The sequence below is a fragment of the Lysinibacillus sp. NPDC093692 genome, assembly GCF_050280125.1.
GTDB lineage: Bacteria > Bacillota > Bacilli > Bacillales_A > Planococcaceae > Lysinibacillus.
Genome location: NZ_JBNNUW010000026.1, coordinates 56,629 through 71,471 on the forward strand (window position 1 = coordinate 56,629; position 14,843 = coordinate 71,471).

Annotated in this window: 13 protein-coding genes; 5 read left to right on the forward strand and 8 right to left on the reverse strand. The window is 35.8% G+C overall.

Translation table 11 applies throughout. The features are described from left to right. Positions 1-241 precede the first annotated feature (241 nt). A complete protein-coding gene (locus tag ACQKN4_RS21635) occupies positions 242-970 on the forward strand; it encodes a metallophosphoesterase (protein ID WP_079563448.1) in 729 nt (242 codons plus the stop codon). Positions 971-1,005: 35 nt separating this feature from the next. On the opposite strand, the gene cyoE is transcribed toward ACQKN4_RS21635, so the two are convergent. Both cyoE and ACQKN4_RS21645 read right to left on the reverse strand, forming a co-directional pair. Continuing rightward, the gene (cyoE, locus tag ACQKN4_RS21640) at positions 1,006-1,956 is read right to left on the reverse strand and encodes a heme o synthase (protein WP_079563449.1); all 951 of its coding nucleotides are present in this window, start codon (positions 1,954-1,956) and stop codon (positions 1,006-1,008) included. 223 nt (positions 1,957-2,179) lie between these two features. Next, a complete protein-coding gene (locus ACQKN4_RS21645) occupies positions 2,180-2,509 on the reverse strand; it encodes a hypothetical protein (protein WP_079563450.1) in 330 nt (109 codons plus the stop codon). 320 nt (positions 2,510-2,829) lie between these two features. Here ACQKN4_RS21645 and proC point away from each other — a divergent pair, with 320 nt between their 5' ends. Then, positions 2,830-3,630: a pyrroline-5-carboxylate reductase gene (gene proC / locus ACQKN4_RS21650; RefSeq protein WP_079563451.1), complete on the forward strand. Its 801-nt coding sequence runs from the start codon at positions 2,830-2,832 to the stop codon at positions 3,628-3,630. A gap of 245 nt (positions 3,631-3,875) precedes the next feature. Here proC and ACQKN4_RS21655 read toward each other — a convergent pair whose 3' ends face one another. The 5 genes from ACQKN4_RS21655 to ACQKN4_RS21675 form a co-directional block, all read right to left on the reverse strand. Then, on the reverse strand, positions 3,876-4,529 hold the full coding sequence (locus ACQKN4_RS21655; protein ID WP_079563452.1) for an alpha/beta hydrolase: 654 nt from the start codon (positions 4,527-4,529) through the stop codon (positions 3,876-3,878). Positions 4,530-4,752: 223 nt separating this feature from the next. Then, positions 4,753-5,307: a hypothetical protein gene (locus ACQKN4_RS21660; RefSeq protein WP_427484775.1), complete on the reverse strand. Its 555-nt coding sequence runs from the start codon at positions 5,305-5,307 to the stop codon at positions 4,753-4,755. A 90-nt stretch (positions 5,308-5,397) separates the two neighbouring features. Beyond that, positions 5,398-7,590 (reverse strand): bifunctional diguanylate cyclase/phosphodiesterase, encoded by a 2,193-nt coding sequence (locus ACQKN4_RS21665; protein WP_094075120.1) that lies wholly within the window; start codon positions 7,588-7,590, stop codon positions 5,398-5,400. Positions 7,591-7,941: 351 nt separating this feature from the next. Next, a complete protein-coding gene (locus tag ACQKN4_RS21670; RefSeq protein ID WP_079563454.1) occupies positions 7,942-8,643 on the reverse strand; it encodes an O-linked GlcNAc transferase in 702 nt (233 codons plus the stop codon). Between the two features lie 229 nt (positions 8,644-8,872). Then, positions 8,873-9,352 carry a thioredoxin family protein gene (locus tag ACQKN4_RS21675; protein WP_079563455.1) on the reverse strand — a complete coding sequence of 160 codons (480 nt, stop codon included), beginning with the start codon at positions 9,350-9,352 and terminating at the stop codon, positions 8,873-8,875. A 203-nt stretch (positions 9,353-9,555) separates the two neighbouring features. Here ACQKN4_RS21675 and ACQKN4_RS21680 point away from each other — a divergent pair, with 203 nt between their 5' ends. Both ACQKN4_RS21680 and ACQKN4_RS21685 read left to right on the forward strand, forming a co-directional pair. Continuing rightward, entirely contained in the window at positions 9,556-11,868 is a 2,313-nt protein-coding gene (locus ACQKN4_RS21680; protein WP_427484776.1) for a YhgE/Pip family protein, read from the forward strand. Positions 11,869-11,947: 79 nt separating this feature from the next. Then, on the forward strand, positions 11,948-12,457 hold the full coding sequence (locus tag ACQKN4_RS21685; RefSeq protein WP_079563457.1) for a PCYCGC motif-containing (lipo)protein: 510 nt from the start codon (positions 11,948-11,950) through the stop codon (positions 12,455-12,457). A gap of 35 nt (positions 12,458-12,492) precedes the next feature. Here ACQKN4_RS21685 and ACQKN4_RS21690 read toward each other — a convergent pair whose 3' ends face one another. Beyond that, positions 12,493-13,032 (reverse strand): hydrolase, encoded by a 540-nt coding sequence (locus ACQKN4_RS21690; RefSeq protein WP_427484777.1) that lies wholly within the window; start codon positions 13,030-13,032, stop codon positions 12,493-12,495. Between the two features lie 608 nt (positions 13,033-13,640). Between ACQKN4_RS21690 and serC the strand changes: the two genes are divergently transcribed. Beyond that, positions 13,641-14,729 carry a 3-phosphoserine/phosphohydroxythreonine transaminase gene (gene serC / locus ACQKN4_RS21695; RefSeq protein ID WP_079563459.1) on the forward strand — a complete coding sequence of 363 codons (1,089 nt, stop codon included), beginning with the start codon at positions 13,641-13,643 and terminating at the stop codon, positions 14,727-14,729. The last annotated feature ends 114 nt before the right edge of the window (positions 14,730-14,843 follow it).

Genomic DNA, 14,843 nt, shown 5'->3' on the forward strand with positions numbered 1-14,843 from the left:
CACAAAAAAAGTTAAACCGTCTATAGCCAATACTCTCCTCTCGCTATTTTTCAACAAGATAGACAAATGAATAAGATAATGAATTCACTTCGTCATATGATAAAAGGTAACTAGAAAACAATCGTTTACAGTGATATCTTTACAATCAATCTTTCGGTTAAAAGTGACATTAGTAGAATTTTACAACACCACTCTCTATACTTAATAGTAGCTTCTCTAATACTGGAAAGGATGCTTTTTTATGGATAGAATACTAGCAATTAGTGATATACATGGGGAATTAGAACTTTTTGAAGAATTATTATTGAAAGCTGATTATGATACTATGCAAGATCGGTTATTTTTACTTGGCGACTATATTGACCGAGGACCAGCATCTTGTGGCGTTTTAAACTTAGTGGCGGAATTACAGACAAAAGGTGCACGTGTTCTATTAGGAAATCATGAAGCCATCATGCTCAAAGCTTGTCGCTCTGGTCACCCTAAACCGTGGAATCATTGGGTTGGACTTTGCGGTGGCGATGCAACACTTGCAAGCTATGGCTATCAAATAGACGATTTTAAGGAAGCCATTGAAAACGATACATTACCTAGCTTTATTCAAACCTTACCAAAGCTCGAAGAACACTTAAAACTTATCGAAACCTTTGATATTTACATCGAATTAGAGGATGCCATTTTTGTACATGGCGGTGTTGTACCTGGAGTAGCTATGGCAGAGACTGAACCTATGGAGTTTTTATGGATACGTGAAGAATTTCATGCAGGTTATCAAGGGGGGAAAACTGTAATTTTTGGCCATACACCTACTTATAAACTTCACCAAAATCCAACAGATTACAATGTCTACTTTGGAGAAAATAATATAATTGGCATTGATGGTGGAGCTGTTTTTGGAGGGCAGTTACATGCATTAGAATGGCCAAGTCGTCAAATAATCTCGGTGGAAAAGGAAAAGCCAACAAGTTAGAGTAACCTGTAGGCTTTTCCTGCTAAATGAAAGCTTTAATATAATTTAAAAATAACACCTACTAAAGAGTAGACAATAACTGTTGTAAATAAAATTGTCATATGAATAAGTGAGAAAACAAACATTTTTGTTGCCCACTTTGTTTGATCTTTATTACTGTGATAACCGTAAATACTCATAACAAGCCATGCAATGCTTAACAATAGTGCAACAAGCATAATGCCAACACTTAAAGTGCCAAATAAGAAGCTTGATAAAATCAATAAAATTAAATAAAAGTTCGTTTGATAATAAGTACGGCGCATCCCTTTTGCAACTGGAAGCATTGGAACGTTGGCTGCTTCGTAATCAGCGTGCTTACGAATAGCAATGGCATAGAAGTGTGGCATCTGCCAAATGACCATAACTAAAAATAGGCCAAGTATCGCAGGATGTGTAATATCAGTAGAAACAGCCGCCCAGCCAATGTACGCTGGAATCGCCCCTCCTATACTCCCAACTTCCGTGTTATAAATCGTATGTCGTTTTGTCCACATTGTATAAGGTACTACATATAAAAACACCCCTAAGAGACCAAATGCTGCAGCTAGTGGTGAAGCAAGTGCCAACACAGATGCCCCGATAATGAGCATGGCAAAAGCTAAAATTAACGCTGATTTAGCTGACATTTCACCTGTTACAGTTGGTCGACTTTGCGTACGAGGCATTACAGCATCGATGTCGCGATCATACACATTATTAAAAGCTCCAGCGGCACCAATAACAAGTGCAGAGCCAATTGTCGCGAAAATAATTTCAGGTATATTTTCTACAAAAGTCATTTTATTTTTGTACATACCTAGCGTTAATCCAGCCCACATAGGAATTAAATTAGATTTAATGATTCCCGTTTTCACTGTCTGCGCTAAAATAGTAGAGCGTGTGGACTTCTCCACTGACTTCTTGGAAGACTGTAGTTTAGGCTCCGTTTTTAGATTTTGTTCCATTCATCTTAATTCCTTTTCTCTCTTAATTTCTCACGCTTTACCATTAAAAAGCGACAAATTATTAAAACAATTATACCTCGGCCTAATTGATCCAGAGGCTTTAAGCCAATTGATGTTAGGTCACTTAGGTGTTTTCAAAGGTTCTGAAATTCTTAGCCTAAGTTCCTCTATTCCAGCGGATGCCTAGACACCCTGCGCAAAGTAACTTAAAACCACATTCAACTCACAACCTAAGTGGTAGTAAATTTTCAGCAGGTGCTTTGCTTATGTTACCCAAAACATTTGTAACTGCCGTTTCACTTTCGTTACCTAAAACATTTGTAACTGTCGTTTCACTTTTGTTACCTAAAACATTTGTAACTGTCGTTTCACTTTCGTTACCTAAAACACTTGTAACTGTCGTTTCACTTTCGTTACCTAAAACACTTGTAACTGTCGTTTCACTTTCGTTACCTAAAACACTTGTAACTGCCGTTTCACTTTCGTTGCCTAAAACATTTGTAACTGTCGTTTCACTTTCGTTACCTAAAACATTTTGTAACTGCCGTTTCACTTTCGTTACCTAAAACACTTGTAACTTTCGTTTCACTTTCGTTACGAAAAATATGTGCTGAAAAAAGTAAACATATCAAAATATTATTCTACATCTTTTAGATAAAGTCTGTCTCAATGTTCACATAAAGTACACGATTTTCTTTACTCTTTATATTCTCACATAGAGATATACGTTCATTCACAGCATCTTCTATGATACCACCGACTGACATGAATTTGAACCTAATCGACTTGATTCTTAGCATATTACTATTCAAGTAAAACAATCTACTCTATACTAAGGTGTATGTTTTAACTATATGAAGGAGTGTCTGACACGTGAAATACGGATTTATCGGCCTTGGAAATATGACTACAGCTATTATTAAAGGTATGTGTAAAAGCGGTGATTTTGATCCTACTTTTATTTATGGCTATAATCGTACCAAAGCAAAAACAACAAAATTAACAACCTCTTACGGGATTCAAGCCGCAAGCTCTATTGAAGATATTATGTCAAAATGTGACGTTATTATCCTCGGTGTAAAACCCCAAATGTTACCAGATGTTTTACCAGAGGTGAAAAAGCATTTACAAGATAACCATGTAATTGTTTCCATCGCCGCTGGTAAAAATATAACATATTTACAAGATTACCTATCTGAAGTTACTCCTATTGTTCGTGTAATGCCAAATATTAATGCGATTATTGGTGCATCTACAAGCTGCTTTACAGCGAGTGAACAAGTATCAGATGTGCAGCTTCAGCTTGTCAATTCCCTTTTTGAAACAGTAGGTACAATTATTGAGGTGCCTGAAAACTTATTTTCTATATTTACAACGATTGGTGGTGCTTCACCAGCATTCACCTATATGTATATTGACGCTTTAGCACGTGCTGCTGTACGTGAAGGGATGCCAAAAGACATGGCGCTTGATATTGCGGCAAATGCAGTACTCGGCAGTGCAAAAATGATTTTACAATCACAAGAACATCCTTGGGCACTTGTAGATCAAGTATGCTCTCCAGGTGGGACAACTATTCAAGGTGTATCTTCATTACAAAGCAATCATTTTGAAACAACGATTCACGATGCAGTAACGGCCGTGACTGACAAAGATCGAAGCTTATCAAAATAACTATTGAATGATACACTAAAAAATAAAACGAAACCGAGACATCCTTAAATGTCTCGGTTTTCATTTTGTTGAAAAACTAATTATATCAATGGAATTAAGGGTAATTTTAAATAAAGTATTGCTATTCGGCAAAGCGAAGCGTCAGCAACCACAACATAAACGTAGGAACGCTCAACATAACCCAATAGGAAAATAGCCTTATCCGGAAATCAAATTCATTTTAAGGATTTCCTTGAATATTTTTTTCATTGAATATTATCTTGTAATTCCTGTGCTAAAAATGCAGTTAGATCACGTAAGTTTTCTGGTGTAACACCGTGACCATCTGGATATTGTTTAAATGTCACAGCAGCACCAAATTGCTCAAACTTTTCTTTACTTTCTACGCCCCATTGTGACGGGATGACATAATCATAATCACCGTGAGAAATAAATGCATGTAAATGATTGACTGGGCGAATTGCATATTCCTCTGTAACGAATTTTGGTGTGTAGCCACTTAATGCTACTATTCCTGTAATTAAATTCCCCATAGCAAAAGCAAGTGACTGTGCTAAAACTGCCCCTTGACTGAATCCAAATACATACACTTTATGTGGATCAATTTGATATTCTGCAATAGCCTCTAGAACAAATTGTTGTAGAGCCACTAATACTTTATCGAAAACTTCGCGGTCTGGTTTACCGACCTCCTGGATTGTGAAAAAAGCATAGCCAGGCTTTTGCGTAATAGGTCCACGTAAGCTAAATACATGGCATTGCTCTTTAAAGTCCTGTACTAATTGTGGTAAATCCTCTTCATTACTACCCATTCCATGTAATAAAAAAATCGCTGGATATTTTTTATTTGGGTCCATATTTGTTGGTTGTGTATGTTTAAATGTAAACGGTGTATTCATATTAAAATTCCTTTCAGGTGGACTTAATGTCACCTTATTATACTGCATAATATATCTAGACAAAAACAGGATTGCTCCGTTATCATAAATAGCTTTTTCTATAGATTTATCATCATAGCGATAAAATGATGTCTGTCCGATCAGGCGCTTTCCTAAGCAGCTTGAGATACGATGCTTTTATGTACAAAACTCAACAAAAGCACATGAAGGTCACGAATGCGTTTTAAAGTTTTACTTTATTAATAATCCCATCAGTGTGATAAGCAATATAGCCGTTAATTATGCGAATCGTTTCTTGTGGATCTGCGTTAAATAGCACTTTTGATTGCTCTGGTGTTGAGACAAGTACTGTTAGTAAATCTACACGCATGGAATGTCCTGCAGAGCTATACGCATAATCGTAAACAATATCTTCCTCTGTCATATTTTCTGTCACATACTGCTTATGAAACAATTCCTTTGCGGCATCCATTTGTTCCGCGACCTGCTGACGAATACGCATTTGATGCATCAATAGCTCTTCCTCAAGTACCGTGGTCTTTAACCACTCTTTCTTTTCGAGCATCTTCAAAAATTCTTTTTCCAAAACTTGCTCATTTTCTGTAAAATACAGCATATTCATCATTAACATATCCCAAAAATCAACTTGAGATTGTGCTGATTTACGCTGCATCTCTATTGCCGCTTTAAAGTGCTCTTCAACCTTCGTAATATTCATGTTGCGCACTAAATGATTACATACATTTTCAATAAATTTATTTGCTGTTTCTTGTGCCATCAAAAAACCCGTCCTTTATATCTACAAATCATTTCCTCCCTATCATACCATGATTGTAGAATATAAAGAAACGGTTAACGTTTAGGTCTGCTATGTATGCTCACCTTGTACTTTAGACGCAGAAATTGAATCTAAAATATACTTTGCATCATTGTGAAGCTTTTCATAGTTCTCCTGTAATGTTCTTGGAGATATAGGTTTACTAAATAAGAAGCCCTGTATAGTATCACACTGGCTTGCTACTAGATATGATAGCTGTTCTATCTCTTCTATTCCTTCTGCGACTACCTTCAACTGTAGATGCTTGGCCATAGAGAGAATCATGTCAACTAATGCTTTATCTGTAGAGTTCGATTGTATTTTCTGAACGAAAGACCTGTCAATTTTTAAGCAATCTATAGGGAAATCCTTTAAATAAGATAATGATGAATAGCCTGTCCCAAAATCATCTACCGCGATCGTAACCCCAAGTGCCTTCAATTTGTGTAAGATCGTCGTCATATGATCGATATTGATCGTCATACTTTCTGTTATTTCGAGTTGCAAATATTTGGGCTCTAATTGTGTTTTCTCAAGAACATTATGAATTATTTCAACTAAATTTTGCTGAAAAAGTTGACCTAACGACAGATTGACCGCTACTTTAATCGGTGGCAATCCAGCTGCTTCCCACCTCTTTACTTGTTGACAGGCTGTTTCTAGTACCCATTGTCCAATAGGAATAATTAATCCCGATTCCTCTGCAATTGGAATAAAGACACCCGGCGAAATCCACCCCTTCTTTGGATGCTGCCATCTAACTAAAGCCTCTACCGACTTAATTTGACCCGTACGTAAATCAAGTTGCGGTTGATATTCTAAAAAAAGCTCTTGATTTGCTAAAGCATCATGTAAATCATTCTCTAATATAAGACGTTCAGTCGTTTCTTTAGAGATCGAAGACTCATAAAATCGTATACGAGTTGGCGTTTTCTGCGCTTCATGCATAGCATAAAGAGCAAATCTAACAAGCTCCTCCTCCTTATAAGAATCTGTTGGAAATAAAGCGATACCAATATTTAATTGACTATTTAAAGAAAAATGTTGAATTTGGAATGATTCTTCCATAACAACTTGAAGTTGTTGACTAAGCTGCGTCAATTGATGGGTATTGCTCACCTCATCAATATACACGACGAAATAGTCTTCTCTCAGCATGCATAGTAAATGCTTCTCCGGTAAAACATTTTTCAATCTTCCCGCGATTAAGCCTATCATTTGGTCTGCATATGTACTGCCTAAAGACGCTTTAATCGCAGTTATTCTTTCTATACCGATTGCAAGTATTGCCTTTTGTGATTTAGATATGTATAAATCTTTATTTAAAGTTTCCAGTAAAAAACGTTCATTTGGCAAATTTGTAACCTCATTATGATAAGCCATGAAATGCATTTTTTCACGAGATTTTTCTAAATGCTCTTGTGTATCAACTAACTGCTGAAAAGGTTTTTCAACAGAAGAAAAATAAATTGCTCTGAGTAAAAGATAAAATGCACCTAACTGAAAAATATGTCCAATAAAATTTTTAATATCATAGACATCTCGATAAATTGTAAAAAGATAATCGCTAATAATTAAATAAATCGCACTGCCAAACAATAAAAATATAATTTTGGGTGCTTTTTCAAAATTTTTAAGCAATAGAACCATAATCACCAAATGTATCGCTACAGCTAAATATTGAAAAGTATTTTTTAAAACAGTAGGACCTTCACCTTCTATCATAAGAGGTGGCAATAGAGACGTTGGGGCATAGATGACGACAAAACAACCAATAACTATTACAAACGGCAAGCTATAAATAAACCAACGATAAAATGATTTGATTTCTTTCTCCTTTATAAAAAAAATGAAGAGAAAACCAATCGATAATAGTAATCGACTAAACATGTAAAACCATGTTGATGCATATGGCGTACTCACAGTAATGAAAAATGGCATTCCTTTATAAGAGAGTGCATGAGCCATTTCTAATAAGCTAATGGCTAAAAACAAAGCCCCTGCATATAGAACTTTATTAGATAAAATATAAGGCGTAATTAACCACGCCTGAAATGAAATAGACATTGTCACTACAATAATAAGCATTTCCATCATTAAATGAATCGTTACATAGTTGTTCTCTCCAAATATCCCATAAAATTTATCACTACCGCAACCAATTACGATTAACAAAATCATCGATAATAGGATGAATTGAATGCCCTGCTTCATAAAAGAAAAATCCTCATTAAATTTCCACATAATAACTCCCCTCGTTAATCACTAAATAATTTCCCTCTATCTAATGCTCTATTCATAATTAGGCTAATTATACTACAAGATTACAACAGAGTATCGACTTTTCGACCAAAACAAAAGTGAAATTTAGGACTTAATGATATAATAATGTGAAACTAAATGGGGATCTTCTTCACACCCACTGATTTTTAGCCTTTTGACTTTTACTGGCAGTTCATCTCACACCTACTTTCTTTGCTTTCGCTGAATGGTAAGTACCTGACACTTCGCTTTCAGTACAGATGAATTACTGCTCGGAAATAAACATTTGCAAGATAAAAAAGATGTCTCAGCTTTTGAGACATCTTCTATCTATTATGAAAATACATAACTATCCATATTATCTATTGTATTTTGGATAGCATCTTTCAAAGACCGCTGATGCTCGGCACAAGCCGTTAGTGACTCCTCCAATGTAATCGCAGCATTTGCCATAAACGGTGCCATCTGCAAATCCTTCGCTAATTGAATAAGAACAAGTGCTTTATTCCATTTCCAACGCGCATTTTGTGGATCTAAGTTAATAGCTTGCTCTAAGTAGCCAAGTGCATCGAATGGCATCCATCCAAAGCGGTGCATCGTTTGACCTGTGATCCCCCAATATACCGCCTTGTTAGGGTTTTCTTTTACTGCTTGTTTAAAACAATGAACACTCTCGTTGTAATGATGTGCAAACAAAAACAGTTCACCCTGCGTAAAAAATGAATTGGCTCTTTCATTCGGAGTGCCTGTTGTCACTATAGCCTCTAGTTCTTTAATACGATTTGTAAACTCTCCTTCATCTTCTATCGCACGAATTTCGACGACGGTATCCGATTCAGGATAGCTTTCATCTGCTCGTTCTGCATGTTGGGTTTCCACAGACAGCGTAGGTTTTGGATAGTTCGCAAAATCATACTCTTCTAACAATTCAATATATTTATTAGCCAACTTTTTCTCATTTTCATTAGTAACTTGCTTAGCAACCTCATAGCTCTTCATTAGCTCACCATTATAAAAATAATCATCCATTGTCATTCATTATTCCTCCAATGTACAACTCTTCAGTATATTTAGTATACACTACAAAATCAATTATGCCTCGACATAATTGCTTCCATAATCGGTTGGAGGCTTTAACTTCTTTCAACTATAGAGGTAGAAAGCTTCAGTAACAGCCGCTTCACTTTCGCTACAAAAAACACTTCCTCTAAAGAAGTTTAAAAAGACTGCTCAAAAATAACTTTTGATACAGTCTCAGCTTTGCTTATTTTTTTAATACTTCTTTATTTAGAAATGTACGTAAATCTTCTTCCGGTAATGCACCTACAAAACGTTTAACCTCTTTACCACCTTCAAAGCGAATGAACGTTGGAGTGTATTCAATGTTATATTTATTCCATAAATCTTCGTATTCCCAAACATTTAATTGAGCAATATCAACACCAAGCTCTTTAGCAATAGGCATTAGCACTGGTGTAAAAGCTTTACAGTGCACACATGTCGGACTGAAGAAATAAGCATTTACATCTTCACCAGCTTTTAATTTTTTTTCAAGTTCTTCTGGTAACATAATATTTTGGTAATTTTTATCATCCAATTGATCAATTGTTTCTTGTTTTAGATCTTTGTCGCCATAAAGTTTCTCTGCGCCTTCTAATTTGCTATTGTTTGAGACTTTAGTTAGCACAATAATTGCTGCAAATAACAAAACAATTACCGAGCCAATAATTAGTAGTTTTTTCACGAGAATGTATTCCTCCCTTTCCACACTAAAAAACCCTATTTTTAGTGTATTCGCGATTGATTATAAATGGTTTTTAAATCCTAGTAAACTAATTAGTCTTTCAAAATGAGTTTTTTCATAATTCAAACATAATTCGCTCCAAATTTGGAAACATACATATAACATCTATTATGCTCAATACGAATGTGGAGTGGATAAATAAAATGAAACACACTATCCGAAATATTTTTCAAATTTATAAAGGTGATATCCATAATATATTAACAAACTGGGTAGTTGCTGTCATTATTGGTGGGCTCATTTTTTTACCTTCTCTTTATGCGTGGCTTAATATCTACGCCTCTATGGATCCCTATGCCCATACTGCCAACATGAAAATTGCTGTTGTCAACGAAGACACAGGCGCGAATGTTAGAGGTGAAGATATTAATGTTGGTAACGAGGTAGTAGACAATTTAAGTACTAATCAAAACTTTACTTGGGAGTTTACTTCTCATGAGCAAGCTATAAATAACTTAAAAAATGGGGACTATTTTGCGGTTATAGTTGTCCCTAATGATTTTTCACAAAAGCTGACCTCCATACTGTCAAATGTGCCTACAAAAGCGCATATCGATTATTATGTAAATGAAAAAATCAATCCAATCACTCCTAAAATCACAAGTAAAGGCGCGAGTGGCTTAACGCAACAAGTATCTAATGAGTTTATTTCAACTGTCAGCGGAACACTTTTCTCTATTTTTAATACGGTCGGTGTTGAGATGGAGCGGGAAATTCCCGACTTTAGAAAATTTGAAAATTATATTTTTACAATCGAACATCATCTCCCAGATATCGAAACAGATTTAGCGCAAGCTGCTAAAGGTGGTAAAGAAGCTGAGACATTACTAAACCACACAATTACCCAAGTTCCCGAAGTTGAGAAATTAATGAATGATGGTCTAACAACGATCCATCGAGGCTTAAATTTGATCAATGAAGCTGATACAGTGTTCAACGAGCTATCCCCTATCATCAAAAAAGATTTAGAAGCAGTACAAAATATTGCTCAACGATTTACAGATATAATAGGGAAGCTTCAAAATGCGAATGTAGATTCAGCTACTATTGCGCAAATAAAAGATACAATTAAAAACCAGCTAGATGCATCACGTGAGAAAGTAACTACTAGCATCCAAACCATTGAAGCGCTTCAAAAATTAACACAAGCTGATGCGTCGACTCGTAAACAGCTTGAAAACAAGGTGCTAAACATCCAGACGGCACTACAGCAAAGTAATTCTGAAGATGTGAAGACTTTACTAACTAACAATAAAATAATTGAACAACTTGAAACTATACGTGGAGATTTGCAGGCGAATCCTAGTTTTACTGATTATTCTTTTAGCTCTCTAACCGCTTTAAATCAGCTGAATACATTACTAACCGACATCTCAAGTAAAGTACAGCAGTTAAATACGATAGATATCGAAACGATAAAAGAAGACCTTGCTGATGTGCAAAGCGTTGCACAAAATGTTTCTAATAATCTTCAGCAATTCCTTACTCATTATAATGATCAGTTAGAGCCACAAATTCATACGACGTTAGCTTCTGCCAAAAATACATTAACAAATGCATCAACAATGCTTACGAATGTAAAAAGTTTTCTGCCTCAAGCAACAGATCGTTTAACAAATGCTAAAAATATGTTAGCAACGGCTAATAAGACACTCGGTACAGTACAAACAAATTTCCCTGCTTTAAGTACAAAAATTAAGGATCTTGCAGACAAGCTGAGAACATTAGAAAGTGAAGCTGATATTTCAGAAATCGTTCAATTATTGAAAAACGACGTTAATGCAGAACGAGATTTCTTTGAGGAGCCTATTAAGCTTCAGGAACATAGAATGTTTCCAATTGCTAATTATGGAACAGCTATGACACCGTTTTACACTGTACTTTCCATCTGGGTTGGTTGTTTATTATTAATTTCTCTTCTATCTGTAAATATTCACAATAATGATCAATACAGTATTCGCCAAGTATACTTTGGACGTTTATTAACATTTGCAACTTTTTCATTTATTCAAACGCTCATTATTACAATTGGAGATATTGTTATTTTAGACGGGTCCATTAGTGCCCCTTACTTCTTTATTCCATTTGGGCTATTTATTAGCTTAGTGTTCGTTACAATTGTCTATACACTAGTATCCGTATTCGGAAATGTCGGAAAGGCTTTAGCCATTGTCATGTTAGTACTGCAAATTGCAGGTTCTGGTGGCACATATCCAGTAGAATTACTACCTAGATTTTTCCAAATCATGAATCCATTTCTTCCTTTCACTTATGCAATTGAAATGATGCGCGAGGCAGTTGGTGGTATTATTTGGTCAAAGGTATGGGTTGATCTAGCCTTTTTATCTTTCTTCTGGCTCATTTTCATTCTATTTGGTTTCTTCTTGAAAAAATTACTGAGTGAGAAAATGGAACATTTCATGAACAAAACACGCGGGTCAGATATATTTCATTGATTTTCACTTGCCTCCTTGTAAATATTTCAACGAACAATGTTATAATGGGCATATTGTAAACATATAGGGGGCGCTTTTGTTGAAAAAACTTCTTTCTATTTTTGCTTTGTCGTTATTAGTGTTAAGTGCTTGTGGTGAAGATAAACAAGCTGTTGAAAAAAATCAGAACGAAGCACAAAAAGAAGCTTCACACAAAGAACATGCACATGCTTCTGGAGATATTCAGGAGGAAACTGCATCAGCAGATGTTTTACCATCATTTTTAAACAATAAATCAGAAGATATTCGCTTAGTGTATCAAATCGCTGGACAATCTACAGAAATTTTAGAGTGGATGCCCTGCTATTGTGGCTGTGGCGAATCAGCTGGACATAAAAGCAATTTAAACTGCTTTATTGAAGAAAAACGAGAGGATGGAACAATTGTCTGGGATGATCACGGTACCCGTTGTCTCGTTTGCCTAGAAATTGCTGTACAGTCTGCAAAGATGCATAAAGATGGTATGGACATCAAAGAAATTCGTCAAACAATTGATAATAACTATAAAGAAGGCTACGCAAAACCAACACCGACTGACATGCCTGCTTAATAACAAAAAACTCATCGTTATGATGAGTTTTTTTGTTATTTAACGAGTTGTAACACTGTTTTAAAATGTGGATGATCTGCACGCTGTAATAACTCGTATAAAATCATTTCCACGCTTGTTGGTAAAATTCCAAGAGCCTTCATCTTCTCAAGTCCTACCTCTTTATTGGCCTTTGTACGAGACGACACTGCATCTGCAACCACTTCAACCTCAAACCCTTGCTCTTTTAGCTGTCGAGCTGTTTGGTAGACGCAAATATGTGTTTCGATACCTGTCACGATAAATTGAGAACGACCACTTGCCTTCAATGTATCTACAAACTCTTGTTCCTGGCACGCACTAAAAGCCAATTTAGCGATAGGTTGTTGCCCTTTAATATGCTGAGTAATCTCTAACGCTGTCCCACCTAAACGACTAGGATTTTGTTCAAGCCATAAAATCGGTATCTCCAATGCTTCCATAGCTTGTACCAGCTTGGCCACATTTTCAATCACCGCTTCGCTTTCATCAACAATTGTCGCTAACTTCCCTTGTACATCAACGACAACTAAACACGCCTCTTCTATTGTAAACATTAAAACACCCCTTATATCCGTATTCATAGTTCATTATACCGAAAGTTACTGGGTTTTGTGAAAGGTTAGAAAAATATCGTCCTGTCAGTAGCCCCCACGATGTTCCATCTACACCATCTCTGGGCTCAGACCCCACCCACGCAATGTGTCCTTCCGAGGAGGAATATGCAAGTGAGTACATATTTGGGGAGGAATTATTCCACACATAAACAAACACGAACATTTTGTAATTCCACCGATTAAGCAATGTATTAAATCACGAAGTATTAACTCATATTAACATATCTATATGTCTATTTGTTCGTGTTTAATCTTCAATATCTATTATAAATTTAACTCAATTTTGTACATTTTGTTGCGAGCCTGTCATTATTCTGCTCGAATAGTGAGAATTTTATTTTTTCTCTTGAAAATTGAGTTATAATCCAGTAAAGTGCTTTTATCCGCTTTAATAGTCAGTATCTATTTCTAAGTTCTTACATGAAAATTTTGCTAGATGATATTAAACTGACTGTAAAAGCATGATAGATTCAACAATCAATTAGTAGGAACTAAATAACCTATGAATAAGGTTTAGCCTTATAAAACAAAACAAGGAGTGTACCACTTTGACACAACGTGCATACAATTTTAACGCAGGACCATCTGCCCTACCACTAGAAGTATTAGAAAAAGCCCAACAACAATTAGTAAACTTCCGTAACTCAGGCATGTCTATTATGGAAATGAGCCACCGTAGTGCCATTTTCGATGAAGTACATAATGAAGCAATTGCTTTATTGAAAAAGCTTTATGCTATCCCAGAAAACTATGAAGTCCTTTTCCTACAAGGTGGAGCTAGTCTTCAATTTACGATGATTCCAATGAACTTCCTTCAAGCAGATCAAAAAGCAAGCTACGTATTATCAGGCTCATGGTCTGAAAAAGCAATCAAAGAGGCTAAATTATTTGGTACGCCTGTAGAAGCTGCGAGTACAAAAGAAAATAAATACCGTAATATCCCAGCTTTAGCGGATATTCAATTCAATGAAGAGGATGCATATTTGCATATTACTTCAAACAATACGATTTACGGTACACAATGGAAGGAATTCCCTGAAACAGGCAATGTACCGTTAATCGCGGATATGTCTAGTGATATTCTTTCTAAACCAGTTGATATAAGTAAATTTGGTCTTATTTATGCAGGAGCTCAAAAAAATCTTGGTCCATCTGGGGTAACAGTAGTTATTATTCGCAAAGATTTATTAGAGAATGCGAATAATAACATTCCTACAATGTTAAAATATTCAACGCATGCTGATAGCAACTCTTTATACAATACGCCACCAACTTTCGGTATCTATATGCTAGGTGAAGTATTAAAATGGGTAGAATCAAAAGGCGGCGTTGCAGAAATTGAGAAGCACAATGAGTTAAAGGCAAAAGTCATTTATGATGCCATTGACAATAGCAACGGATTTTATAAAGGCCATGCAACACCAGAAAGCCGTTCTTTAATGAACATCACTTTCCGTGTTACTGATGAGGAACTTGAAAAACAATTCCTTGCTGAAGCAAAAGCAGCAGGCTTTGTTGGACTTAATGGACACCGTTCTGTAGGAGGCTGCCGTGCTTCTACTTATAATGCTGTACCGTTAGAGACTTGTGAAGCTTTACGTGACTTTATGGTAGAATTCCAACAAAAACATCAATAATAAAAAAATCGACGAATGATTTATTGAACTGAACCCTATAAAGTAGACAGTTTAATAAAAGACCATTTGCTACATTAAACAGCGATTAAATGACTTCGGTATGCTGCCGGAGTC

Bases quoted from the DNA above. Each gene is read 5' to 3' on its own strand.
- ACQKN4_RS21635 (WP_079563448.1), top strand. From the start codon at position 242: ATGGATAGAATACTAGCAATTAGTGATATACATGGGGAATTAGAACTT.
- cyoE (WP_079563449.1), bottom strand. From the start codon at position 1,956: ATGGAACAAAATCTAAAAACGGAGCCTAAACTACAGTCTTCCAAGAAG.
- ACQKN4_RS21655 (WP_079563452.1), bottom strand. From the start codon at position 4,529: ATGAATACACCGTTTACATTTAAACATACACAACCAACAAATATGGAC.
- ACQKN4_RS21660 (WP_427484775.1), bottom strand. From the start codon at position 5,307: ATGGCACAAGAAACAGCAAATAAATTTATTGAAAATGTATGTAATCAT.
- ACQKN4_RS21665 (WP_094075120.1), bottom strand. From the start codon at position 7,590: ATGTGGAAATTTAATGAGGATTTTTCTTTTATGAAGCAGGGCATTCAA.
- ACQKN4_RS21670 (WP_079563454.1), bottom strand. From the start codon at position 8,643: ATGACAATGGATGATTATTTTTATAATGGTGAGCTAATGAAGAGCTAT.
- ACQKN4_RS21680 (WP_427484776.1), top strand. From the start codon at position 9,556: ATGAAACACACTATCCGAAATATTTTTCAAATTTATAAAGGTGATATC.
- ACQKN4_RS21690 (WP_427484777.1), bottom strand. From the start codon at position 13,032: ATGTTTACAATAGAAGAGGCGTGTTTAGTTGTCGTTGATGTACAAGGG.